The sequence below is a fragment of the Falsiroseomonas sp. genome (assembly GCF_051860665.1).
GTDB lineage: Bacteria > Pseudomonadota > Alphaproteobacteria > Acetobacterales > Acetobacteraceae > Falsiroseomonas.
On record NZ_JBHYDM010000003.1, the window covers coordinates 108,582 to 133,170 of the forward strand.

Consider the following 24,589-nt stretch of genomic DNA (forward strand, 5'->3'; position numbering starts at 1 on the left):
CATTCCCGTGTTCCGACGTCGCCGCATCTTTCGCCCCGCCGCCACCCCTCGCCGCTGGCGCGCCCCCTTGGTGGCGCTGGCGGGGGCCCTCATCGTCGCCGCCCTCTCCGGCATCGGCCTGCCGCCGGACCTGATGGGCTCCGCGCCGCGGGAGCAGGACTGGTCGGCGCTTGCCGCCGAGGTCCGGGTGGTGGATGGCGACACGCTGCGCCTGGGCGACCGCACCCTGCGCCTGTCCGGAATCGATGCGCCGGAGCGCGGGCAATCCTGCACCGATGCCGCCGGCCGCTGGTTCGATTGCGGCGCGGCGGCGGCGGAGGCGCTGTCCCGCCTGGTCAACAACCGCTCCGTGCTCTGCCGCGTGCATGGGCGGGACCGCTTCGGGCGGGGGCTGGGCCGCTGCAGCGCCGGCGGGGCGGAGCTGAATGCCGGACTCGTGACCGCCGGCTGGGCGCTCGCCTATGACGAGGAGGATCTCGAATTGCTGGCGGTGGAGACGGCGGCCCGCCTGGCCGGGCGCGGCCTCTGGGCCGGCAGCTTCACCCGGCCGGAGGCCTGGCGCCGCCGCAACTGAGGGCCTGGCCAGCAAGGCCGGCGTCCCGCGGGCGGTCCTCGCGGCCGCGCGCAGCCATCCTCCGCGGGAAAACAGTCTTGATCCTTCGGCACGTTGCCAAGCGGGCGAAGTGGCTCCTATCTTGCGCCGCACCATAACGGTGGCGCGAGTAAGGCGACCGTCACCTTTATCTGTGAACATGCCTGAGAGCCCCCTGCCTGCGAGGAAGCACGCCATGACCGTCACGGCCAACGGGTCCGTCACCTTTACCCTCGACGGGTCCAACCGCAGTACCAGCCTGCCCATCCTCAAGGGAACGGTCGGCCCGGATGTGGTCGATATCCGCAAGCTCTACGCCGATCTCGGCGTCTTCACCTTCGACCCCGGCTATGGCGAGACGGCGAGCTGCGAGAGCCAGATCACCTATATCGACGGCGACGAGGGCGTGCTGCTCTACCGCGGCTTCCCGATCGAGCAGCTGGCGGAGAATTCCGACTTCATCGAGGTCTGCTACCTGCTGATGAACGGCGACCTGCCGACCGAGGCGCAGCTCGCGAAGTTCCGCAAGGGCGTCACCTACCACACCATGGTGCACGAGCAGATCCGCAACTTCTTCAACGGCTTCCGCCGCGACGCGCATCCGATGGCGGTCATGTGCGGCGTGGTCGGCGCGCTCGCCGCCTTCTACCACGACAACCTCGACATCAATGACGCGCATCAGCGCGAGATCGCGGCCTTCCGCCTGATCGCCAAGGTGCCGACGATCGCGGCCATGGCCTACAAGTACAGCCTGGGCCAGCCCTTCGTCTATCCGCGCAACGACCTGTCCTACGCCGCCAACTTCCTGCACATGCTGAACTCGGTCCCGGCCGAGGAATACAAGGTCTCGCCGACGCTGGCCAAGGCGATGGACCGCATCCTGGTCCTGCATGCGGACCATGAGCAGAACGCCTCCACCTCCACCGTGCGGCTGGCCGGCTCCACCGGCGCCAATCCCTTTGCCTGCATTGCCGCCGGCATCGCCGCCCTCTGGGGCCCGGCGCATGGCGGCGCGAACGAGGCGGTGCTGAAGATGCTGGCCGAGATCGGCCATGTCGACAACATCCCGGACTTCATCGCGAAGGTGAAGGACAAGAACTCCGGCGTGAAGCTGATGGGCTTCGGCCATCGCGTCTACAAGAACTTCGACCCGCGCGCGAAGATCATGCAGCAGAGCTGCCACGAGGTGCTGTCGGAGCTCGGCATCAAGGATGAGCCGCTGCTCGACCTCGCCATGGCGCTGGAGAAGGTGGCGCTGGAGGACGAGTACTTCGTCTCCCGCAAGCTTTACCCGAATGTCGACTTCTATTCGGGCATCATCCTGAAGGCGATGGGCATCCCGACCAGCATGTTCACGGTGATCTTCGCCGTGGCGCGCACGGTGGGCTGGGTCAGCCAGTGGAAGGAGATGATCGAGGATCCGACGCAGCGCATCGGCCGCCCGCGCCAGATCTACACCGGCCCGGCGCAGCGCGACTATGTGAAGGTCGCCGATCGCGGCTGAACCGATCGGTCCCGGGCGCGACCCGGGACCCTGACCGATGCCTTTGGACGCCCCGCCGGCCCTGCCGCGCGGGGCGTTTTCATGCCGGTTGCAACCCCATGCCGGCCGGCAACCGGCGCGCGCCCGGCCGCGGCGAGCCCGAAGCGCCGCCGAAGTGAAAAAAAATCGCGCAGCCGCCAGGACATGGCCGGTGACCGTTGCGACAGCGCGAGATCCTCCACGCCGCAATTGCGACGCGCGGCCAAGCAATTGAAAGCCTGTGGAAAAATCGGCCGTTGCAGTTGCGCGGAGGCTTCGCGGTCACGGGTAGGCGCCTCCATCCCCCTCTGGCCTTCCGCGCAACCCCCTCGATTCTGCAACCCGAACGGGTATTTTCTTAACGAACCCTGAATTTTCGCCTTGAACTCCGGAGCAGTTCAGGGAATCTATCTACGCAGGGTTGATATCCACAGGGGACATAAACCAGATGAGCGAACCTCTCCGCCTCGGCTCCGGCAAGGAGGTCGCGTCCCAGGTGGTGGTGTAGGAGGAGCAGAGCCCGGGGCGCGTAGCGAAGCCCCTGGCTGAGCGAAGCGGAGCGCCCCGGGCGGCCACCGCGGTGATCCCCGGTAGGGTTGGGTTGTCGAGACCTGCAACCCCTGACCTTGGACCGACCACGATGACCGACGACAAGATCGCCCTTCGCGAGATGCTGGAGAAGGGCTCCGACGCGACCTTCCTGCGGGAGATGATCGGCTTCGCCGCCCAGCGCCTGATGGAGCTGGAGGTGGGCGAGGTGACCGGCGCCGCCCATGGCGAACGCAGCCCGGACCGCTTGGTGCAGCGCAACGGCTACCGCGACCGCGACTGGCAGACCCGCGTCGGCACGGTCGAGCTGCGCATCCCCAAGCTCCGGCGCAGCTCCTACTTCCCGGCCTTCCTGGAGCCCCGCAGGACCGCCGAGAAGGCGCTGACCGCGGTGATCCAGGAGGCCTATGTCCAGGGCATCTCGACGCGCTCCGTGGACGACCTGGTGCGCGCCATGGGCATGGATGGGATCAGCCGCAGCCAGGTCTCGCGCCTCTGCGCCGAGATCGACGAGCGCGTCAGCGACTTCCTCGCCCGCCCCATCGAGGGCGACTGGCCCTACCTCTGGCTCGACGCCACCTACGTGAAGGTCCGAGAGGCCGGACGGATCGTGCCCGTCGCGGTGACCATCGCGGTCGGCGTCAACGCCGACGGGCGGCGCGAGGTCCTCGGGATGGCGGTCGGCAGCTCCGAGGCGGAGCCCTTCTGGCTCGACTTCCTGCGCACCCTGGCCCGCCGCGGCCTGCGCGGCGTGAAGCTCGTCGTCTCCGACGCCCATGAGGGCCTGAAGGCGGCGGTGACCAAGGTGCTGCGGGCGACTTGGCAGCGCTGCCGCGTCCACTTCGCCCGCAACGCGCTCGCCTATGCCGGGAAGGCCCAGCGCCGCATCGTCTCGGCCTGGATCGGCACCGCCTACGCCCAGGAGGACGCCGCGGCCGCCCACGCCCAGTGGCGCACCGTCGCCGACCAGCTCCGACCCAAGGTGCCGAAGCTCGCCACGCTGATGGATGCCGCCGAGGAGGACGTGCTGGCCTACATGCACTTCCCCGCCGCGCACCGAACCAAGCTGCACAGCACCAACCCGATCGAGCGCCTCAACGGCGAGATCAAGCGCCGCACCGATGTCGTCGGCATCTTTCCCAACGAGGCTGCCGTGGTTCGCCTCGTCGGTGCCATTCTCCTTGAGCAGTCCGACGAGTGGGCCACCCAGCGGTCCCGCTACATGACCCTGGAAGCCATCGGCGCCGTCAGCGATACTGCCACCGTCAGGCTCTCGGCCGTGCCAGCCTGACCCGGCGGCCCAAACCGCCGAGGATCATCGCGCTCCTACACCACGCGATGGGACACGACCGGCAAGGAACTGGATGAACTCGTGCGCAACCGCCTGCGCCTCTGGCCGCAGCGCCCGCCGGGCGTGGTGCGCACCCCGAAGCAGCCGGGCACCTGGCTGCGCGGTCGGCCGGGGGAGCTGTCGCTGGTCGCGCAGCCCTTCCTGAAGCTGCCGGGCACCAATACCTACCGGACCATCCCGGATGGGCTCTGGCTGCATTTCAGCCCCGATCCGGCCGACCGCTACGCCGATATCCTCTGCATCGAGGCCTGCGGCTCCATCACCAACCTGCAGGACAAGCGGGCCCGCTTTGCCCCCTCCACCTCCTCGCTGCTGGTGGTCTGCCCGCTGCGCTGGCTGCTGGACCGCGTCGGCGCCGAGGACGAGACCCCGCGCTGGCGCCTGATCCGCCTGCTGCGGGAGGTGCCGACGGAGCCGCTGGTGCTGCCGGTGCGCGACGTGCGCGTGCTCTATGGGCTGAAGGCGCGCCACTACCTGGGCTTCGCCAAGTCCCAGATGCCGCAGGCGCATGAATACTTCTGCCCGATGGAGGCGCTGACGGCTGTCGATGGGCATGAGGCGCCGGAGCTGCAGTCCCTGATCGGCCGCGCCAGCGCCACCGCGAATTTCATGACGCCTCCCTGATCGCGCCTTGCGGCGCCCGCGGCCGGGGGGGTGGGCCCCGCGCCGCGGGCCAGGCGTCGCCCGGGGCGAAAAAAGCCACGCGAAGTTCACACACCCCCCCTGCCCGACCCGCGCGGGCCGCTCTAGATCGGCGCTGCGTTCATGCAGCGGGGAAACGATGGCACTCGACAGGCGGGGTTTCGGCTTGGCTGCGGCAGGCATCGCCGCCACCCGGTTTCTCTCCAGCCCGGCTTTGGCCCAAGGGGGCGTCACCGGCCCGCTGGTGCTCTACACCTCGCAGCTGGAGCCCGATGCGGCGCAGACGGTGGAGGCCTTCCGCGCCCGCCATCCGGGCGTCACGGTGGAATGGATCCGCGCCGGCACCGGCCAGATCATGACCCGCCTGCGCGCCGAGATCGCCGCCGGCCAGCCCCGCCCCGACGTGCTGCTGCTGGCCGACAGCCTGACCTTCGAGGGGCTGCGCAGTGAGGGCCGGCTGCGGCCGAGCCCGGAGGTGCAGCTCGGTGGCACCCCGCCGGCGCAGGTGGATGCCGCGCGCGGCTACTTCGCCACCAAGCTCATCACCACCGGCATCATGCACCACGCCCGCGCGCCCTTTGTGCCCAAGGCCTGGGCCGACCTGCTGGAGCCGCGCGCGCGAAACCAGGTGGCGATGCCCTCGCCGGCCGTCTCCGGCGCCGCGGCCATCCACATCACGGCACTGGCGCAGAACCCGGCGCTCGGCTGGTCCTATATCGAGCGGCTGGTGCAGAACGGCGTGCAGGCGCGCGGCGGCAATGGCCCGGTGATGCAGGCGGTGGCCGGCGCCGAGCGCGCCTTCGGCATCGCCATCGACTACCTGCCGATCCGCGAGGCCGCACGCGGCGCCCCGGTGCGCTTCGTGTTTCCGGAGGATGGCGTCTCCGCCATCACGGAGCCGGCGGCGATCCTCTCGACCGCCCGCAATGTGCCGGCCGCCATCGCCTTCCTCGATTTCCTGCTGTCCCGCGAGGGCCAGGCGCTGGCCTCCCGCCAGGGCTTCCTGCCGATCGACCCGGAGGTGACGCCGCCCGCCGGCTTCCCCGACCCGAAGTCGATCCGCATCATGCCGCTGGACGCCGCCCGCGCCGCCGCCGAGCAGGCCGAGATCCTGCGCCGCTTCGCGGCCCTGACCGGCGGCTGAGCGACCCGGCCAGGACTTGACGCGGGATCAGGACCAGGCGCCCGGCCTCGGGCGCGGCATCGTGGCGCTGTCGCTCGGCTGGCTGCTGCTGGTCGGCGCGATCCCGCTGGCGCGCCTCCTGGCCGAGGCCCTGGCCGGCACCGCCGTGGCCAATGCCCTGGCCGATGCCGCGATCTGGCGCGCCGCCTGGCGATCCCTGGCCCTGTCGCTCGCCGCCGCGGCGCTGGCCACGCTGATCGGCGCGGCCTTGGCCTGGGCGCTGCTGCTGCGCGACCTGCCTGGACGGCGAACCCTGATCTTCTGCGCCGTCCTGCCGGCGCTGGTGCCGGCGCAGGTGATGGCGCTGGGCTGGATCCAGGCCGGCGGCCCGGCCTCGCCGCTGCTGCTGGCGCTGGACCTCGCGCCGCCGATCGGCACGCCCAATCCGATCTATTCGCCGGCCGGCATGGCGCTGCTGCTGGCGGTGCAATCGGCGCCGCTGGTGCTGCTGGCCACCGCCGCCCTGCTGCGCCGGGTGCCCGGCGAGGTGGTGCTGGCCGCACGCGGCCTGGGTGCGACACCGGAGGCCGCGCTGCGCCGCGCCGTCTGGCCGCTGCTGGCGCCGGGGCTGCTGGCCGGTGCCGGCCTCGCCTATGTCGCCGCGCTGGGCAATTTCGGCGTCGGCGCGCTGATCGGCATTCCGGCGCGGTTCCCGGTGCTGCCGGTGCTGATCTGGCAGCGCCTCTCGGCCGGCGGCACCGCCGCGCTGGCGGAGGCCGCGGCGCTGGCGCTGCTGCTCGCGGCCATGGCCGCGCCCGCGCTGGGGATGCAGGCGCTGGCGGCGCGGCGCGCGCCGGCCGCCGGGCGCATGCCCTTCACGGCGCTGCCGCTGCCGCCGGCAGGGCGCGTGGCGGCGCTGGGCGCGGTGTGGCTGTATCTCGCCGTGGTGCTGGCGGTGCCGATGCTGGCCCTGCTGGCCGCCGCCCTGGTGCCAGCCATCGGCATGGAGCTGAACACCACCACGGCCACGCTGCGGCATTTCGGCGCGGCGGTCGCGGCGAATGCGCAGACCGGGCGGGCCTTCGGCAATTCGCTGCTGCTCTCGGCAGGCGCGGCGCTGCTGCTGGCGGCCGCGGCGCTGCCCATCGCGCTGACGCTCCGCGCCCGGCCGGTGCGGCTGACGGCGACGGCCACCGACCTGCCCTATGCCCTGCCCGGCGCCTGCACCGGCGTCGCCGCCATCCTGGTGGTGCTCTCGCTGCCCGGCGGCGGGGCGCTGTATGGCACGCTCGGCGTGATCCTGTTTGCCTATCTCACCCGCTTCCAGGCGCTTGCCCTGCGGCCCGCGGCGGCGGCCGCCGCCCGGCTGGATCCGCTGCTGGAGGATGCGGCGCGCGGCATGGGCGCCGGGCCCTGGCGCCGGCTGTGGTCGGTGCACCTGCCGCCGCTGGCGCCGGCCCTGGCGGCCGGCGGCATCCTGGTGGCGCTGACGGCGGTGAACGAGGTGACCGTCTCCTCCCTGCTCTATGGCCCGGGGACCCAGACACTGGGGGTACTGGTCTTCAGCCTGCAGGAAAGCGGGCAATCGCCGCTGGCCGCCGCCGTCTCCTGCCTCGCGCTGCTGCTGAGCGCGGGGCTGATGGCGGCCGCGACGCTGGCGGCGCGGCGGCTGCCGGCGGGGACCCTGCCATGGCGGCCGTGATCCGTCCGGCCCGGGCCGAGGATCTGCCGGCGATGCTGGAGCTCTACCTGCATCTCAGCCCGGACAATGCCGCGCCCCGCCCCGCGATTGCCGAGGCAGCCTGGCACGCCCTTCTGCATTCGGGGCTGACCACGGTCTTCGTGGCGGAGGAGCACGGGCAGCCCCTGGCCTCCTGCACCCTGGTCGTCGTGCCCAACCTGACCCGGGGCGGCCGGTCCTATGCCGTGATCGAGAATGTGGTCACCCATGCCGCCCATCGCCGGCGCGGGCTGGGCCAGGCCGTGCTGCAGGCGGCGCTGGACGCGGCCTGGGCGGCCGATTGCTACAAGGTGATGCTGGCCAGCGGCTCGAAGCAGGAGGCGACGCTGCGCTTCTACGAGGCCGCCGGCTTCACCCGCGGCACCAAGACCTTCTTCGAGGCGCGGCGTCGGTAGGTGCGCCCCGCCGTCAGGCGGCCTGGCTCCGCCGGTCCTGGTTCTGCTCCAGCAGCCGCCGCGGGATGCGCTGGTAGAACTGGTAGAAGGCCGCGATCAGGGCTTCCGGATCGAGGGCCACCCTCGCATTGCGGAAGGCGACTTCGCGCTCGAAGGTCAGGCCGAGCGCGGCGCTGACGAAGCGCTGCATCGGGTATTGCGGGAAGCGCAGCGGGGCGCGCGCCTCCGCCCGCTGCCACTCCGCCTCGGTGAAGGTGATCTCCAGCCGTGCGGCGATCTGTTCCAGCACCTGGCGCAGCACCGGCCAGGCCGGGTGGCGCGGGGTGTTGTAGAGGAACTGGTCGCGGAACTGCGCCGCGGTGAAATCCGCGACGCGGATATCGAGGCCATGCGCGACCTCCGCCTGGCGCGTCTGCGCGATGCTGCGGGCGGCCATCTCCGTCACGAAGGCGGCATCGCCGGGATATCCCTCATGGAAGAGCCGCAGCGCCTCGGCCTCCGGCGCGCCGTCGAGAAAGGCGCGCACCACCTGGGAGAAATGGAACACATCCGCGGAGGGTGTGGCAAAGATCGCATGATGGATCTCCCGCGCCTCCAGCGGCAGGCCCGTCAGCACATAGGCGGAGGCCTGGTAGCCGTAGAACTGCAGCGAGGGGAAGCTCAGCACCTGCGTCGCTGGGCCTAGCTGCCGGCGGATGTCCTCCGCCCCGAAGCCGCCACCGCGAAAGGCGGCGCTGACCGGCTGGTGGATCAGCACGCCGAGGTCGCCCGCCGTCTGGGCCAGGAAGTCGCGCAGGGCGGGGCCCGAAATGCGATGCACCGGTGGCATGCGCAAAAACCGGTATTCCGCCTTGAATTCCGCCGAGACCTGCAGCAACGCGCCGAGGGCATTCGCCTGACAATTGCCGTAAATCGCAGCGGTCTTCATGCACACTCGCCAGTCGATTGAGGCGGTTTCTACCACCTACCGACTGCGGTTACAAACGCTAGAACTTCCAATCATCGTGATGGCCGCTTCGAGGATTATTTTATACAGTCAGAGAATAGAACATCCGCAGCGCCGTGATGAACAGGAACAGCGCGAAGGCGCGCTTCAGCAGCAGCGGCGGGATGGTATGCGCCAGGTGGACGCCCCAGGGTGCGGCGATCATGGAACTGGGCACGATCAGCGCGAAGCCGATCAGGTTGACATAGCCGAGGCTCAGCGGCGGCAGCAGCGGGTCGCCCCAGCCGCCATAGATGAAGCCGATGCTGGCGGGGATCGAGATGATGATGCCGAAGACGCTGGCGGTGGCCACCGCGGCGCGGATCGGCGCGCCGAACATGGACAGGATCGGCACCCCCACCGTGCCGCCGCCGATGCCCATCATGGCGCTGACCGTGCCGATGAAGCCGCCGATCGCCTGGCGCAGCACGCCGCCCGGGAAGCTGTCCCGCAGCTTCCAGTCCGCCCCCGTAAAACCCATGTTCAGCGCGACCAGGATGGCGATGGTGGCGAAGACCAGTGTCAGCGCCTCCCCCTTCAGCCAGATCGCCAGCACGGTGCCGAGCAGCACGCCGAGGCCGATGGAGGGCGCCAGCGACTTCAGCAGCGGCACGTCCATGGTGCCCTTCAGGTAGTGCTTGCGCGCCGACTGGATGCTGGTCGGGATGATGGTGGCGAGCGAGGTGCCCACCGCCAGCTTCATCTGCACCGCCTCCGGAATCCCGAACAGCGGAAAGACGTTGAACAGCACCGGCACGATGACGATGCCGCCGCCGACGCCCAGAAGCCCCGCCAGCGTGCCGGAGACGATGCCGGTCAGCGCCATCGCGACGGCGAGGCCCGCCAGCCACATCGGGTCCGTCATATGCTCCATGATGCAGGCAACTCCTGATGCGGCCGGGGAAGGCCCGTGCCATACACCCCCCCTCCCATCGCGTCATCCCGGGGTCCCGCGCTTGTCCATCATCACAGACCCCTGGTTCTGGGCCCTGGCCGTGCCGGCCTTCGTGCTGACCGGGGTCAGCAAGGGCGGCTTCGCCTCCGGCGCCGGCAATGTCGCGGTGCCGCTGATGGCGCTGGTCATCCCGGCGCCGCAGGCAGCCGGCATCGCCCTGCCGGTGCTGTGCGCGATGGACATCTCCTCGCTGCGCGCCTGGTGGCGGCGCTGGAGCTGGGATCAGCTGCGCATCATCCTGCCCGGCGGCCTTCTGGGGATCGCCGCCGGCGCCGCGGTCTTCGGCCTGATGAACGATGCCGCCGTGAAGCTGATGGTGGGCGGCATCGCGCTGGCCTTCCTGGCGCGCAGCCTGTGGCAGGCCCGGCCCGGCCGCAGCGCGCCGGCGCCTGCCACGCCGAGCCGTGTGAAGGGCGGCTTCTGGGGGCTGGTCTCCGGCTTCACCAGCACGGTGGCGCATGCCGGCGGGCCGCCGCTCGCCGTCTACCTCTATCCGCTGCGGCTGGACCGGGCGACGCTGGCGGCCACCACCGTCGTCTTCTTCGCGGTGATGAACTACGTGAAGCTGATCCCCTATGCGCTTCTGGGCCAGCTTTCGGCGACGAACCTGCTGACCAGCCTTCTGCTGCTGCCGCTGGCGCCGCTCGGCGTGCGGCTCGGCATCTGGCTGCAGGCGCGGATGAGCGACCGGGTCTTCTACCGCATCGTCTATGCGATGCTGGCGGTCACCGGCGCCAAGCTGGTGTGGGACGGCCTCGCCGGACTCTGATCACCCGCCGCTGCGATAGGTGGCGAGGATCTCCGAGCCCACCGCGCCCGCCTTCGCCTCCCACTCCCTTACCGCCGCGCCGCCGGCCTCGCGCAGCGCGGCCAGCAGGGCCTCGGCCGGCCGGGCGATGGTCACGCCATTCTCCCGCATGCGCTGCTGGTTGGCGGCGTCGCGGGTTTCCAGCAGGGTCCAGAGGCCGGTCTCGGTGCGGGTCGCGGCGCGCTCCAGCTCGGCGCGCTGGGCCTCGGTCAAGGCGCGCAGCCTGTCGCGATTGCCGAAGGCCAGGCTGACCGGCATGGCATAGCCGATCTCGGTGAAATGCGGCAGGTGCTCCCACAGCCGCCGCCCGGCACCGCCATCGCCGGAGGAGAGAACGGCATCCAGCGACCCATCCGCCAGCCGTGTCGCGACGGCCTGGAAGCTCAGCAGCTCCGCCTCCGCCCCGAGCGCGCGCAGCGTCTCGGTCCCCGTCGCGTCATAGGTGCGAACCTTCAGCCCGCGCAGATCGGCCGCCGTCGCGATCGGGCGGCGGGACCAGATGCCGGTGGGCGGCCAGGGCGTCACATGCAGCAGCGTCACGTCCAGCTTCTCCAGCGCCGCCAGATAGGCGGGCCGCGCCGCCACCAGCAGCCGCTTCGCCTCCGCCGCGGAGGTCGCCAGGAAGGGCAGCGAGGAGAGCAGGAAGACCGGGTCCAGCCCGCCCAGCGCGCCGGCAAAGGCATCGCCGATGGCAAAGCGCCCCTCCGCCACCGCGCGCGGCATGGCGGCGGAGCGAACGCCGCCCGGCGCGTCGAAGGCCGGCGCGATGACCAGCGGCTTCGCCGCCTCCGCCAGCCGCACCAGCCCTTCGGCTGGCATGGCGCCGGCGGGGTATTCGGTCGCGGCAGTCCAGGCCTGCTGGGCGCCGGCCTGTTGCACGTGGGCGGCGAAGGGCATGCTGGTGCCAAGGGCGAGCAGGGTACGACGGCGCATCGATCGGGGTCTCCGGAGTCGCGCCAAGCATAGGACGAGGTCACGGATGGCGGAAAAAAGTCTTGGTGTGGGAATGCCCGATACGCAGATGCTGGGCGTCTTGGGCGGCATGGGGCCGCTGGCCTCGGCGCAGTTCATGCTGCGGCTGACGCTGCTGACCGAGGCGGCGCGCGACCAGGATCATATCCCTGCCCTGCTCTGGTCCGACCCGCGCGTGCCGGACCGCACCGCGGCGCGGATTTCGGGCGGCGCGGACCCCCTGCCCGCCCTGCTGCGCGGCATCAGGGGGCTTGAGGCCGCCGGTGCCGGCGCCATCGCCATTCCCTGCAACACCGCGCATGGCTGGTTCGCGGAGATGCAGGCGGCGACCGCCCTGCCCATCCTGCACATCGTCGACGCCGCCGAGGCCGAACTTTTGCGAGTTGGCGTCAACCCGGGACCGATCGGGCTGATGGGTACGGCGGGAACCTTGGCGATGCGGCTCTATCAGGAACGCCTCGAGCCGCGTGGCTGGACCTGCCTGGTGCCGACGGAAGACGAGATGCGGCGCCTCGTCTCGCCGGGCATCGAGCGGGTGAAGGCAAACGAGGTGGCCGCCGCCTATGCGCCGCTCGCGGAAGCCGCCCGCGCCCTGGCCGCGCGCGGCGCGCGGGCGGTGGTGCTGGGCTGTACCGAGATCCCGCTCGGCATCGCCGCAGGCCCCGCGCTGCCCTTCCCGGTCTGCGACACCATCGACGGGCTGGCGCGCGCGGCGATCCGCTGGGCGGGTCGCTGAACGGGATACAAGCCGTATTGCAGCGCAGCGAAGGCCTTGCCATCGTAGGTCTCCCCGACCGGAGATCGCGCAATGCCCCGCCCATCGCGCACCGCCTGGCTCGCCGCGCTGCTGCTGGCGCTGGCCGCGCCCGCCGCGGCGCAGGAAATCCGGCTGGGGGTGGAGCTCTTCCCCAATAGCCTCGACCCCCACTGGCACAATTTCGGGGGCAACAAGGCTTTCGCGCCGCATCTCTATGAGCCGCTGGTGGCGCTCGATGCGCAGCAGCGGCCGGTCGCGGCGCTGGCCACCGCCTGGATCGCGACGGATGCGACCACCTGGCGCCTGACGCTGCGCGACGGCGTCCGCTTCCATGACGGTGCGCCGCTGAGCTCGGCGGATGTCGCGCATACGCTGCAGCGCGCGGCCGCCGTGCCGGGCTCGCCCTCCTCCTTCGCCGTCTATCTGCGGCAGATCACCGCGGTGGAGACGCCGGATGCGCGGACGGTGCTGCTGCGCACCGCGGCACCCTTCCCGCTGATGCCGGTCTATCTCAGCCAGGTGCCGATCATCCGCGCCACGCCGGCGACCACGGCGGAGTTCGACAGCGGAATCGCCGCCATCGGCACCGGCCCCTTCCGCCTGGCCGGCTGGTCCCGCGGCGAATCCATCACCCTGGCCCGCAACGATGCCTATTGGGGCGAGGCCACGCCCTGGGCGCGGGCCTCGCTGCGCAACCTGTCGCAGCCCGCCAGCCGGGTGGCGGCGCTGCTCTCCGGCGATGTCGACGCGATCGATGCCGCGCCGCCGCAGGACCTGCCACGGCTGGCCGGCGATGCGCGGCTGCGCGTCGCCTCGCTGGTCGCCCCGGCCGTCGCCGGCTTCCACCTGGATGTGACGGAGCGCGCCCCGCCCGGCATCCGCGCCGCGGATGGCCAGCCCCTGGCGCGCAACCCGCTCGCCGATCCGCGCGTGCGGCTGGCCCTGTCGCTGGCCATCCAGCGGCAGGCGATCGTCGACCGGGTGATGGGCGGCCAGGCGCGCGTGGCGGGCCAGTTCATGCCGCCCGGCGCCTATGGCCATGCCCCCGGCCTGGCGCCCGCCCCCTTTCACCCCGCCCGCGCCCGCGCGCTGCTGGCCGAGGCCGGCTATCCGGACGGCTTCCGCCTGACCATCCACTGCCAGAACAACCGCTTCGTCAACGACGCCCAGATCTGCCAGGCCGTCGCGCAGATGCTGACCCGCATCGGCATCCGGACGGAGGTGGATGCCATGCCCCACGCCACCCATGTGGCGCGCGGCCGCAACCGCGAGTTCAGCTTCTGGACCGGCCTGTGGAACGTGGAGACCGGGGAGCCGACCTCCCCCCTGGTGACGCTGCTGGGCACGGTGGATGAGGCCCGCGGCCGCGGCCAGTTCAACCGCGGCCGCTATTCCAACCCGGCCTTCGACGCGCTGCTGGATCGCGCTTTGGGGGAGCTGGATGACGGGGCGCGGGAGGTGGTGCTGATCCAGGCGACGGAGATCGCCTTTCGCGACGTGGCGCTGATCCCGGTGCACCACCAGATGCACCTCTGGGTGCATCGGGCGGAGCGGCAGTTCACGCCGCGGCTGGATGGCTACACGCGCGCCATGGATTTCCGCTAGACCGCCGGCGCGGCGCATCCCGGGCGTCTTAAAAACAGGCCCCGGCCCAGGATTTGTCGTTTCGGCTTGTAATTAATTCCGACCGCGACCACGGTGCGCCCCGCATCGGGGAAACGCCGGCATGACAACGATCACGAAATACACGGCGACCTTCACCGGCACCGCCGGCATCGAGACGGTGATCTTCACCCAGGGGGTCGGCACCGCCAGCCTGCTGGGCGGCGCCGACTATGCCGAGTTCCAGCAGTATGCCGCCGCGGTGGATGCTGGCAGCGGGAACGATGTGGTCATGGTCCGGGCCAGCGCGGGCTCCGTCCTGCTCGGCACGGGCGACGACATCCTGGTGGCGACCGGCTATGTCGGGCTGGTCAATGCGGGCAGCGGCAACGACCTGGCGGTGATCCAGGGCGCCGGCAGCGTCCTCCTCGGCCTCGGCAATGACACGGTGCAGGCGGCGGGCTTCGTCGGCAGCCTCGATGCCGGCAGCGGCGACGACGTGGTGCTGATCCAGGGCGCCAATACCGTCCTGCTCGGCGCCGGCAACGACGTGCTGGAGGGCGCGGCCTTCATCGGCAGCGTGGAGGCCGGCACGGGCGACGACCTTGTCCGCATCCAGGGCGCCAATGCGGTGGCGCTGGGCAGCGGCGCCAATACGCTCTTCGCGAATGGCTTCATCGGCACGATCACGGCCGGCAACGGCATCGATATCCTCGATATCCGGGGCGCCAACAGCGTCAGCCTGGGCGCCGGCAACGACCAGCTGCTGGCCCGCGACTATGTCGGCACGATCGATGCGGGGGATGGCTTCGACGATATCCGGCTGGCCGGCGGCGGCAATGAGGTGAAGCTGGGCGCCGGCAACGACCACTTCATCTCCCTCGGCTGGGTGAACAAGGTCTCCGGCGGTGCCGGCAGCGATCGGTTCGAGCTGGAGGCCGGCGGGCGTGCCTATGGCGGCGGGGAGGCGGATACCCTGGCCAATGGCACCAACAGCACCCGCCGCGTGGAGCTTTTCGGCGAGGCCGGCGACGACCTGTTCAACTTCGACTTCGGCACCCAGGCGAATGAGCGGTCCCTGGTCTCGGGCGGCAGCGGCTTCGATACGCTGCGCCTCAATATCAGCACCGGCGACCTGATCCTGGCCAGCCTGCCCGCCGCGCTGCTGGAGCTGCAGAAGTTCGAGGACAGCAACGGCAGCTTCGCCTTCAACGTCCTCAACCTGGACGTGGCCTCCATCGAGAAGGTCACGGTCTTCGTGAACGGCGCCGTCTTCGGCGACTACCTCATCGCCTGAGGCCAGCCGGCCCCTATCCCGCCGCATGGGCTCCGGTTCGCCCCGGCACCCTGCGCGAGATCGAGAAGGCGGGGGGAAATACCCCCTCCAACGGGGGAAAGAGGGTGCGGGAAGCCGGCGGAAGCGGCCATGTTTCGTTCAGAAACAATTATCTGCGGGAATATGTGACCATCCTGTGGCAGGGAACTTCTGACGCATCGCAGCATTAGGGTTGCGACGAAGCGTCAAAAGGGTTCCCGTTTGGAAAACTTTATGTTCACGGCCCGCCGGGTGCTGGCCTCCCTCACCTTCATCCCGGCCTGGCTGCTCAGCCTGCTGGTGCTGGCCGCCGGCATCCTGCTCGCCATCCAGGCGCATCGCATCCTGTTCCGCGCGGCCACCCGCCTGGTGGCGGAGCGCGACCTGTTCTGGCGCTCCCTGGTCCAGCGCACCGAGGGCCCGGCACGGCTGACCCTGATGATGATCGCGGTCGCCTTCGCCGCCTCCATCGCGCCGCTCACCAATGGCCAGGCCAATGCCATCCGCCACCTGCTGCTGGTCTGCTTCATCGCGCTGGTCGGCTGGGTGGCGCGCAGCGTGCTGCATATCTGGGTGACCATCTACCTGCGGCGCTTCAAGCTGGATTCGGAGGACAATCTCCTCGCCCGCAAGCACACCACGCAGTCGCGCATCCTCCAGCGCGTCGCGGGCTGGCTGATCATCACCGTCACCATCGCCGTGGCGCTGATGACCTTCGAGGGGGTGCGGCAATACGGCGTCTCCCTGCTCGCCTCCGCCGGTGCCGCCGGCCTGGTGCTGGGGCTGGCGGTGCAGCCGCTGCTGAAGAACCTGGTCGCCGGCATCCAGCTGGCGGTGACCCAGCCGATCCGGCTGGAGGATGCGGTGATCGTCGAGGGCGAATGGGGCAATGTGGAGGAGGTGACCTCCACCTATGTGGTCATCCGCCTCTGGGACTGGCGCCGCATGGTGCTGCCGCTGAGCTACTTCCTGGAACACCCCTTCCAGAACTGGACGCGCGAAAGCGCCAGCCTGATCGGCACGGCGATGATCCATGTGGACTATACCGCGCCGGTCGATGCCATGCGGCGCAAGCTGGTGGAGATCGCGAGCAACTCCATCCTCTGGGACCGCCGCGTGGTGAACCTGCAGGTGACGGAACTGCGCGCGCAGACGATGGAGGTGCGCATGCTGGTCAGCGCCAGCAATGCCGGCAAGGCCTTCGACCTGCGCTGCGAGGTGCGGGAGAAGATGATCGCCTTCCTGCAGTCCGAATACCCGGGCGCCCTGCCGCGCAGCCGTGCCGAGGTCGCGGCCAGCCCCGAGGACCAGCCGGTGGCGCGCCGCGCGCTGGCCGCCTGATCCCGGCTACACCGCCTCCGGGTCGAAGAGGTAGCCGACCCCGCGCACGGTGCGGATCGCCATCGGCCGGGTCGGGTTGCGCTCCACCTTGCGGCGCAGCCGCATGATGCGCAGGTCGATGGCACGGTCGAAGGCCTCCGGCTCCTCCTCGCCCGAGGTGCGCTCCAGCAGCCAGTCGCGGTGCAGGGCGCGGTTCGGATTCTCGACGAAGAGCTTGAGCAGGGTGAACTCGCCCTCGGTCAGCGTATCCTCCCGCCCCTCGGCGGTGACCAGCAGGCCGCGCTTCAGGTCGAGCACCGCGCCGCCGATCCGCGTCCTGCCCGGCGCCAGCGCCTCCGGCCGCGCTGCCGCCTGGGCGGCGCCCTCGGCGCCGGCGCGGCGCATCACGGCGCGGATGCGCGCCAGCAGCTCGCGCGGCTCGAAGGGTTTCGTCACATAGTCATCGGCGCCGGATTCCAGGCCCACCACCCGGTCCACCAGGTCGCCTGCTGCGGTCAGCATGATGATGCCGACCAGGGCGGACTGGCCGCGCAGCCAGCGGGCGAGCGCGAAACCATCCTCCCCGCCCGGCAGGCCGACATCCAGCAGCGCGGCATCCGGCATGGCGGCGGCCACCGCGGCGCGGCAGGCCCGGCCATCGGCCACGCCCTCCACCACGAAACCCTGGCCGGTCAGGTAGGCGCAAATGGTCTCGCGCTGGAAGGGATCGTCCTCGACCACCAGCAGATTGGTCGTGCCACCGGGCATGCGCGGCTCCTTCTGGTCTGCGTGCGGCGACAGGCGCATCCTCGATGCCTCCTGTTACAAAGACCCGAAGGTTCCGTCAAAGCCTGCGGGAGGCGAAACAATTGAAACAAACAGCCGGCGGCGGCGAAATACAAGCGGCCCGGATCTGGGGCATCATCCCCTGATGCTCCATCACGCCCGACCCGTCGGCACCCCGCCGGCGGCTGTGCTCGCCGCGCTCCAGGCGGAGGCGCTGGCGAATCTGGCTGGCCCCTTCGCGCTTTTCACCGAAGACGGCGTGATGGCCACCGCCAATGCGGCGCTGTGGCGACTGCTGCCGCGCCCGGAGCTGGCGCTGGAGGCCGCTCCGCCGCTGAGGCTTGAGGCGGTGCTGTCCGGCATCGGCCGCGCCGCGGCGGCGCTGAACCCGGGCCTGGCGGCGGCGGCCGACCCGGCCAGCTGGCTGCCCGAGCCCGGCGCCCTGGAGCGCAGCCAGGACTGGCTGACCGGCGACGGCGCCTGGTTCCGCATCCATCTGCGCCGCCTGGCCCAGGGCTGGGTGCTGAGCGCCACCGAGGTCACGGATCTCAAGCGGAAGGAGGCCGAGCTTTCCGCGGCCCAGAGCGTGCTGCAGACCGTCTTCGACCACATGACCGACGGCGTGGTGATGTGGGACGCGGAGATGCGCGTGCAGTTCTGGAACCGGGAGACGCTGCGCGTCGCCGAATTCCCGCAGCACATGGCGGTCAAGGGCACCGATGTGCGCGACATCATGCGCTACCAGGACCGGCGCGGCGAATTCGGCCCGCCGCCGGCGGACGAGGCGGAGCTGGAAGCCCGTGTCGCCCAGCGCGCCGCCCTGCTGAACCGGCCCGGCGGAATCTCCTATGTGCGGCAGACGCCGGGCGGCATGTGGCTGGAGGTGAAGACCGTGCCGGTGGCCGGCGGCGGCGCGGTGCTGATGTATCGCGACGTCACCAGCCTGAAGCAGCGGGAGCAGGAACTGGCGGCGGCGCGCGCCATGTACCAGCTGATCCTGGACAGCATGACCGACGGCGTCGTGCTGATCGACCGGGACCTGATCTTCCGCCTCGGCAATGCCGCGGCGATCCGCATGTTCGACCTGCCGCCCGCGCTCGGCACCGCCGGCGCCTCCGCGGTGGAGGCGATTCGCCACCGGCTGCGGCGGGGCGATTTCGGCCCGGCGCCGGAGGATCCGGCGGAATTCGAGGCGATGGTGCAGGCGCGCCTGGAACTGGTGCGCGTGCCCGGAGGCCCGGCGCAGCTGGTGCGCGGCGCGGCCGGCGAGTGGATCGAGGCCTCCTCCGTCCCCACGCCGGATGGCGGCGCGCTGGTGATCTACCGCGACATCTCCGCCCTGAAGGCACGGGAGGAGGAGCTGCAATCGGCCCGCGCCACGCATGAGCTGGTGCTGGAGACGATGAATGACGGGCTGGTGCTCTGGGGCCCGGACCTGCGCGTGCGCCTGCTGAACCGCCAGCTGGCGGGCTTCTACGACATCCCCGAGGCGCTGACCCAGCCCGGCACCGATGGCCGCGAGATCCTGCGCATGATGCATCGCCGGGGCGACTACGGGACGCCGCCGGCGGATGACGCGGCGCTGGAGGCGGCGGTGGCGCGCCGCGTGCATGCCATCCTGAACCCGACCGGGGAGCCCGACCTGCGCCCCGCCCCCTCCGGCATCTGGCTGGAGATCACGCGGCAGAAGCTGGCCGATGGCAGCGTGCTGTCCACCTATCGCAATGTCTCCCGCCTGCAGGCGCGGGAGGCGGAGCTGCGCCAGGCGCGGGACCTGGCGCGCGCCGCCCAGGCGGCGCTGTCCGCCACCATCGAGCATATGAGCCAGGGGCTGGTCATGGTGGGGCCCGATCGCCGGGTGCGGGTGATGAACCGCCGCGCCGCCGAGATCCTGGCCCTGCCGCCCCACCTCGCGCAGCCCGGCGTGCCCTTCGGGGAGCTGGTGGGCTTCCAGCATGCGCGCGGCGACTATGACGGATCGCCCCACCGGCTGGAGGAGGCGCGCCGCGCCATCGCCGGGGAGGCGCTGGCCGAGGAACGCTACGAACGCGCCCGCCGCGACGGCACCGTGGTGGAGGTGCATGCCCGGACCATGGAGGATGGTGGCGCCGTCCGCACCTATATGGACATCACCGAGCGCAAGCGGGTGGAGCAGGCGCTGGCCGCCGCACGCGATGCCGCGGAGGGGGCGAATCGCGCCAAATCCGCCTTCCTGGCCGCGATGAGCCACGAGATCCGCACGCCGATGAACGGCGTGCTCGGCATGATCGAGGTGCTGGAACGCACGCCCCCCGGCCCGGCGCAGGACCGCTGCATCGCCGTGATCCGCGAAAGCGCCGGGTCCCTGCTGCGCATCATCGACGACCTGCTCGACTTCTCGAAGATCGAGGCCGGGCGGATGGAGCTGGAATCCCTGCCCTTCTCGCTGCGCGGGCTGGTGGAGGGCGCGGTCGATACGCTGACGGTGGAGGCCAAGCGCCGCGGGCTGCTGCTGTTTGCCGATCCGATGGGCGCGGTCACGCCGCAAGCGCCGGACCTGGTCTCCGGCGACCCGGTGCGGGTGCGGCAGATCCTGTTCAACCTGGTGGGCAATGCGATCAAGTTCACCGATGTCGGCTTTGTGCGCCTGCGCGCCTCGGCCAATCGGGTGGATGACGCGGTCGTGGTCTCCCTGATGGTGGAAGACAGCGGAGTCGGCATGACGCCGGAACAGCTGGAAAAGCTGTTCCAGCCCTTTGCCCAGGCGGATACCTCCACCACCCGGCGCTTCGGCGGCACCGGGCTCGGCCTGTCCATCGTGCGGCGGCTGGCGCGGCTGATGGGGGGCGATGTCTCGGTGGAAAGCACGGCGGGGCGCGGCAGCCGCTTCTCGGTGACGCTGCGGCTTGGCCTGGTGGCGCCGGCGGATGCGGCGCTGGCGGTGGAGGCGCCGCTCGCGCTGCCCGCCGCCACGACGCATGCCGAGGCGCCGCGGCTGCTGGTGGTGGACGACCATCCGGTGAACCGGGAGGTGCTGGCCCGGCAGCTGGAACTGCTCGGCTGCCAGGCCGACATGGCGGAGGATGGCGCGCAGGGGCTGGCGCGGTGGAAGGCCGGGCGGCACCGGCTGGTGCTGGTGGACCTGCATATGCCGGTGATGGACGGCCTCGACATGTCCCGCGCCATCCGGCGGGAGGAGGCGGCGACCCCGGGCGGGCCGCGCACGGCGCTGATCGCGGTGACGGCCAATGCGCTGAAGGGCGAGGATGAGCGCTGCTACGCGGCGGGCATGGATGGCTTCCTGGCCAAGCCGCTGGCGCTCGACCTGCTCTCCCGGACGCTCGCGCGCTTCCTGCCGACCCAGGCGCCGACGGGCGCGGCCCCCGGCACGCCGCCAGCCGAGATCGCCCCGCTTTTCGACCCGGAGGCGCTGCGCAGCCTCTTCGGCGCCGACCCCAAGCGCCTGGCCGGGCTGCTGACCAGCTTCAAGGACGGCGTGAAGCGGGATGTGGAGGCGGTGGCGACGGCGCTGGCGGCGCGGGACCTGCCGGGCACGGCGGCGGCGGCGCATCGCTTGAAGGGCGCGGCGCGGATGGCCGGCGCGCGGCCGCTGGCGGATCTGCTGGGGGTGGTGGAGCTGGCGGCGCGCGAAGGCCATGCGACCACGGCGGCCGAAGCGGCGGCGAATCTACCGGCGCTGGCGGAGCGAACCCTGGCGGCGGTTCAGGCGGCCGGCTGAGGCCGCCCGGGCGGCGCAGCCCCGACTCCGCAGTTGAGAATCATTCGCAACCGCAGTCAGTCGCAATCGCAGCCGGGGGCCTCGGTCTGCATGCCCTGGATCACGTGATGGTCGATCCACTCGGAAACCAGGCGCCGCGCTTCCGTCACCGAGGATTCGGGATGGTGGATGCGGTAGAGCGTGGTGCAGGCGGTGAAGGCGGCCATGTCGGCGCTGCCGCCGTCACGCAGCTCACGATAGGCGGTGACCACCGCCCTCTCGCAGCGTCGGGCGATATGGCTGAATTCGCGACCCATGGGCACTCCCGTCTTCCCGCGCGGCGGGGATGCGAGGAAGTTGAGAATAGTTCTCAACTGGTATCCGAGTTATACGACGCTCTTGCCTATCGGTTCAAGTGACGCGCTGCATCATTCGGCGCGGGCGGATTCGATGAGGCCCGCGCCGGGGGATCGGCGGGGCGCTCAGCCCCGCGCCACGGCCTCCGCCAGCGCCTTGCCCACATCCACCGTGCCGGCATTGCCGCCCATGTCGCGGGTGCGCGGGCCGCCCTCGGCCAGCAGGGTCTCGATCGCCTTGACGATGCAATCGGCCGCGGCCTTCTCGCCCAGGTGCTCCAGCATCATGGCGCCGGACCAGATCTGGCCGATCGGGTTGCAGATCCACTTGCCGGCAATGTCGGGCGCGCTGCCATGCACCGGCTCGAACATGCTGGGGAAATTCTTCTCCGGATTGATATTGGCCGAGGGCGCGATGCCGATGGAGCCTGCCACGGCCGGGCCAAGGTCAGACAAGATGTCGCCGAAGAGGTTGGAGCCGACCACCACGTCGAACCAGTCCGGGTGCTGCACGAAATGGGCGCACAGGATGTCGATGTGGAACTGGTCCGTGGTCACGCCGGGATAGGCCTTGGCCATCTCGGCGAATCGCTCGTCCCAGTAGGGCATGGTGAAGGTGATGCCGTTGGACTTGGTGGCGCTGGTCAGCTTCCGGCGCGGCCGGGTCATCGCCAGTTCGAAGGCGTACTTCATCACGCGGTCGACGCCCGTGCGGGTGAAGACGCTGTCCTGGGTGACGAATTCGCGCTCCGTGCCGGGGAACATGCGGCCGCCGGTCGAGGAATACTCGCCCTCCGTATTCTCCCGCACCACGTAGAAATCGATATCCTCCGGGCCGCGATTGGCCAGCGGCGTGCGGCCGCCGGGCATCAGCTTGCAGGGGCGCAGCGAGATGTACTGGTCGAAGCCGCGGCGGATCGGGATCAGCAGGCCCCAGAGCGAGACATGGTCCGGCACGCCGGGCCAGCCCACGGCGCCGAGGAAAACGCTGTCCGATTGCGCCAGCTGCTCCAGCCCGTCGTCGGGCATCATCTTGCCGGTCTGGGCATAGGTCTCGCAGGACCAGTCGTAATGCTTCAGCTCCAGGTCGAAGCCGAAGCGGCGGGCGGCGGCATCCAGCACGCGCAGCCCCTCGGGCACCGTCTCCTTGCCGATGCCGTCGCCGGGCAGCACGGCGAGCTTGTAGGTCTTGCGGGACATGGGCGGGCCTCCGGGCGTTTCGCGGCGAAACTGCCGCCGCCGGCGGCGCGCGACAAGCCCGGCTCAGGCGAAGCGGCGCCGTGCCGCGGTCAGCGCCGCCACCGCCAGCCCCGCCGCCAGCACACCCTGCGCCGGCCGCAACCCGGCGCCGGGGTCGAGATTGGCGGCCAGGATGCGCGCGGCGGGCAGGTTGGTGGTGGCGGCGTACCATCCCCATTCGAGCCCGGCCGCGCCGAGCGCCGCCACCACCGCCAGGCCGGCCAGCGCTAGCCCGTGCGCCCGCGCCCAGCCCGGCAGCAGCCGCCAGCCCATCAGCCACAGGAAGAGGCCCGCCAGCACCACCGCCGAATCGGCGCGGGACTTGGCCTGCAGGAAGGCGTGGAAGATGCCGAGCGCGGCCAGCGCATAGACCCACCGGTGCAGCCGCTTCCAGCGCCGCCCAAGCCGCCGCTGCCAGCCATCGGTGGAGGTCCAGCCGAGCAAGCAAAGCCCCAGCAGCACGCCGAAACCCAGCGTCAGGTAGAAGCGCAGGGCGATCTCGCTGGCCACATCGGCGAGGTTCCAGGCCATGTGGCCGGCATAGAGCACCAGGTGCAGCAGCGCGTAGCCCAGCGCCACCAGCCCCAGCATCCGCCGCAGGGTGACTGCCTTCGGCCAATCCGCCAGGTAGCGCAGGGGCGTCACCGCCAGGCTGACCAGCAGGAGGCGCATCGCATGGGTCCCGGCCTCCCGCGTCGCCGCCTTCCAGGGCTCGGCGCCCAGCTCGCCGGCGGCCAGCAGCGCCAGCAGCACCAGGCCGGGGGACAGGGCGGCCAGCAGCACGCAGGTGCGGAGCCAGCAGAAGCGCCGGGCGCGGTCGAGCCATGGCCAGGGGATCGGGTTCGGGGCGCGGAGGGTGGTGCTGCTCATGGCCAGGGCTTCGCCGCCGGGGCGCCCACGGTTCCGCCTCACAGCCAGCCGCGCGCGCGGATTTCGGCCGCCACCCGGCCCACCTCGTCCAGCGGCGCCCGGGAGAAGGGCGTCGGCGCCTTCGACAATGGCCGCGCCTGGCCGGCGGCGTAGAGGCTCTCACGCAGTGCCAGGTGGCGCCGCCCCTCCCCGCCCAGTGGCGCCACGAAGACCGGGGCGGCGGTCATCAGCGCCTCCGAGAGCATGGAGACGCTGTCGCCGCTGACCACCACCGCGTCGGCCCAGGCCAGGAAGCCGAGATAGGGATTCTTGTCCGCACCGCCCCAGCGATGCAGGCGGTGGGGCAGGGCTGAGAGGGAATGGGACAGCGCCTCCGTCGCCGCGGCGCCGGTGCGGCGGCTGGCGCTGGCCAGGACGCTGCCCGCGAAACCCGCCACCTGCGCGCCGAGCGCCGCGGCGAGCGCCGGCTCCAGCCCCTGCCCCCGCACCGGCCCGCCGAGCAGCAGCGCCACGCGCGGCCCCGGAAGGGCGGCCAGCCCCGCCCATTCGGCGCGCGCCGCCGCCAGCTTCCCGGCCGTCACGCGATGCGCGGCACCCAGGATCGGCAGCACATCCGGCGCCGCCCGCGGCTGGTCGTGCCGGCCGATCACCGAAAGATCGAAACGGCCGAAGGCGCGCATGCACTGCACGGTGCGGGCCCCGCGTGCGCCGAGCCAGCGCGCCACCGGCCCGGCTCGCCGGCCTGCGGAGATCACCAGGCGCGGCCAGGGCGGCACGCATTGCGCGCGCGCCGCAGGGGTCAGCCCGGCCAGGGTGGGAAAGGGCCAGGGCAGGAGGGCACCCAGTCCCCATTCCAGGGGGATTACCCGATGCGGCCCCAGCCGCTCCGCAATGCCCAGCGCCTGGGCCGCGGTGCCGGCGCGCGGATCGGCCAGCACCCAGGTCTCACCTGTCATGGACGAAGCGGCCTCGCAGGGCTACCAACGGGCCATCGCCCGCGCAGAGGAATTTG

At 71.3% G+C, this 24,589-nt stretch carries 21 protein-coding genes; 13 read left to right on the top strand and 8 right to left on the bottom strand.

What is annotated here, in order from left to right; all coding sequences use genetic code 11:
• Positions 1-7 precede the first annotated feature (7 nt).
• The 7 genes from ACTIF1_RS03995 to ACTIF1_RS04025 all read left to right on the top strand — a co-directional run bounded on the left by ACTIF1_RS03995 (position 8) and on the right by ACTIF1_RS04025 (position 7,915).
• The gene (locus ACTIF1_RS03995; RefSeq protein ID WP_439595081.1) at positions 8-574 is read left to right on the top strand and encodes a thermonuclease family protein; all 567 of its coding nucleotides are present in this window, start codon (positions 8-10) and stop codon (positions 572-574) included.
• Positions 575-788: 214 nt separating this feature from the next.
• Positions 789-2,096: a citrate synthase gene (gene gltA / locus ACTIF1_RS04000; RefSeq protein ID WP_439595082.1), complete on the top strand. Its 1,308-nt coding sequence runs from the start codon at positions 789-791 to the stop codon at positions 2,094-2,096.
• A gap of 658 nt (positions 2,097-2,754) precedes the next feature.
• Positions 2,755-3,954 (top strand): IS256 family transposase, encoded by a 1,200-nt coding sequence (locus ACTIF1_RS04005; RefSeq protein WP_439595083.1) that lies wholly within the window; start codon positions 2,755-2,757, stop codon positions 3,952-3,954.
• Positions 3,955-4,035: 81 nt separating this feature from the next.
• Positions 4,036-4,638, top strand: coding sequence for a hypothetical protein (locus ACTIF1_RS04010; RefSeq protein ID WP_439595084.1), 603 nt, complete (start codon positions 4,036-4,038; stop codon positions 4,636-4,638).
• Between the two features lie 184 nt (positions 4,639-4,822).
• A complete protein-coding gene (locus ACTIF1_RS04015) occupies positions 4,823-5,800 on the top strand; it encodes an ABC transporter substrate-binding protein (protein WP_439595085.1) in 978 nt (325 codons plus the stop codon).
• Positions 5,801-5,816: 16 nt separating this feature from the next.
• Positions 5,817-7,481, top strand: coding sequence for an ABC transporter permease (locus tag ACTIF1_RS04020; RefSeq protein WP_439595086.1), 1,665 nt, complete (start codon positions 5,817-5,819; stop codon positions 7,479-7,481).
• Entirely contained in the window at positions 7,469-7,915 is a 447-nt protein-coding gene (locus tag ACTIF1_RS04025) for a GNAT family N-acetyltransferase (protein WP_439595087.1), read from the top strand. Before ACTIF1_RS04020 ends, ACTIF1_RS04025 begins: the two co-directional genes overlap by 13 nt.
• A gap of 13 nt (positions 7,916-7,928) precedes the next feature.
• On the opposite strand, the gene ACTIF1_RS04030 is transcribed toward ACTIF1_RS04025, so the two are convergent.
• Positions 7,929-8,843: a WcbI family polysaccharide biosynthesis putative acetyltransferase gene (locus tag ACTIF1_RS04030; protein WP_439595088.1), complete on the bottom strand. Its 915-nt coding sequence runs from the start codon at positions 8,841-8,843 to the stop codon at positions 7,929-7,931.
• A gap of 100 nt (positions 8,844-8,943) precedes the next feature.
• Positions 8,944-9,774 (bottom strand): sulfite exporter TauE/SafE family protein, encoded by an 831-nt coding sequence (locus ACTIF1_RS04035; protein WP_439595089.1) that lies wholly within the window; start codon positions 9,772-9,774, stop codon positions 8,944-8,946.
• A gap of 82 nt (positions 9,775-9,856) precedes the next feature.
• Between ACTIF1_RS04035 and ACTIF1_RS04040 the strand changes: the two genes are divergently transcribed.
• Positions 9,857-10,624, top strand: a complete 768-nt coding sequence (locus tag ACTIF1_RS04040) for a sulfite exporter TauE/SafE family protein (protein WP_439595090.1) — start codon at positions 9,857-9,859, stop codon at positions 10,622-10,624.
• On the opposite strand, the gene ACTIF1_RS04045 is transcribed toward ACTIF1_RS04040, so the two are convergent.
• Positions 10,625-11,596: a TRAP transporter substrate-binding protein gene (locus ACTIF1_RS04045; RefSeq protein ID WP_439595091.1), complete on the bottom strand. Its 972-nt coding sequence runs from the start codon at positions 11,594-11,596 to the stop codon at positions 10,625-10,627.
• A 73-nt stretch (positions 11,597-11,669) separates the two neighbouring features.
• On the opposite strand from ACTIF1_RS04045, the gene ACTIF1_RS04050 reads away from it, so the two are divergent.
• The 4 genes from ACTIF1_RS04050 (at position 11,670) to ACTIF1_RS04065 (ending at position 16,650) form a co-directional block, all read left to right on the top strand.
• Complete coding sequence (locus tag ACTIF1_RS04050) at positions 11,670-12,371, top strand: aspartate/glutamate racemase family protein (RefSeq protein ID WP_439595092.1); 702 nt, start codon at positions 11,670-11,672, stop codon at positions 12,369-12,371.
• A 72-nt stretch (positions 12,372-12,443) separates the two neighbouring features.
• Positions 12,444-13,997 carry an ABC transporter substrate-binding protein gene (locus ACTIF1_RS04055; RefSeq protein ID WP_439595093.1) on the top strand — a complete coding sequence of 518 codons (1,554 nt, stop codon included), beginning with the start codon at positions 12,444-12,446 and terminating at the stop codon, positions 13,995-13,997.
• Positions 13,998-14,118: 121 nt separating this feature from the next.
• The gene (locus ACTIF1_RS04060; protein WP_439595094.1) at positions 14,119-15,291 is read left to right on the top strand and encodes a calcium-binding protein; all 1,173 of its coding nucleotides are present in this window, start codon (positions 14,119-14,121) and stop codon (positions 15,289-15,291) included.
• Positions 15,292-15,543: 252 nt separating this feature from the next.
• On the top strand, positions 15,544-16,650 hold the full coding sequence (locus tag ACTIF1_RS04065; RefSeq protein ID WP_439595095.1) for a mechanosensitive ion channel family protein: 1,107 nt from the start codon (positions 15,544-15,546) through the stop codon (positions 16,648-16,650).
• A 6-nt stretch (positions 16,651-16,656) separates the two neighbouring features.
• On the opposite strand, the gene ACTIF1_RS04070 is transcribed toward ACTIF1_RS04065, so the two are convergent.
• Positions 16,657-17,397, bottom strand: coding sequence for a response regulator (locus ACTIF1_RS04070; RefSeq protein WP_439595096.1), 741 nt, complete (start codon positions 17,395-17,397; stop codon positions 16,657-16,659).
• Positions 17,398-17,560: 163 nt separating this feature from the next.
• On the opposite strand from ACTIF1_RS04070, the gene ACTIF1_RS04075 reads away from it, so the two are divergent.
• The gene (locus ACTIF1_RS04075; protein WP_439595097.1) at positions 17,561-21,133 is read left to right on the top strand and encodes a PAS-domain containing protein; all 3,573 of its coding nucleotides are present in this window, start codon (positions 17,561-17,563) and stop codon (positions 21,131-21,133) included.
• Between the two features lie 56 nt (positions 21,134-21,189).
• On the opposite strand, the gene ACTIF1_RS04080 is transcribed toward ACTIF1_RS04075, so the two are convergent.
• The 4 genes from ACTIF1_RS04080 to ACTIF1_RS04095 form a co-directional block, all read right to left on the bottom strand.
• Positions 21,190-21,429, bottom strand: coding sequence for a hypothetical protein (locus ACTIF1_RS04080; RefSeq protein WP_439595098.1), 240 nt, complete (start codon positions 21,427-21,429; stop codon positions 21,190-21,192).
• A gap of 165 nt (positions 21,430-21,594) precedes the next feature.
• Complete coding sequence (locus ACTIF1_RS04085; RefSeq protein ID WP_439595099.1) at positions 21,595-22,668, bottom strand: tartrate dehydrogenase; 1,074 nt, start codon at positions 22,666-22,668, stop codon at positions 21,595-21,597.
• Positions 22,669-22,731: 63 nt separating this feature from the next.
• The gene (locus ACTIF1_RS04090) at positions 22,732-23,577 is read right to left on the bottom strand and encodes a sulfite oxidase heme-binding subunit YedZ (protein ID WP_439595100.1); all 846 of its coding nucleotides are present in this window, start codon (positions 23,575-23,577) and stop codon (positions 22,732-22,734) included.
• Between the two features lie 38 nt (positions 23,578-23,615).
• Positions 23,616-24,533 carry a mitochondrial fission ELM1 family protein gene (locus tag ACTIF1_RS04095; protein WP_439595101.1) on the bottom strand — a complete coding sequence of 306 codons (918 nt, stop codon included), beginning with the start codon at positions 24,531-24,533 and terminating at the stop codon, positions 23,616-23,618.
• Positions 24,534-24,589: the final 56 nt, after the last annotated feature.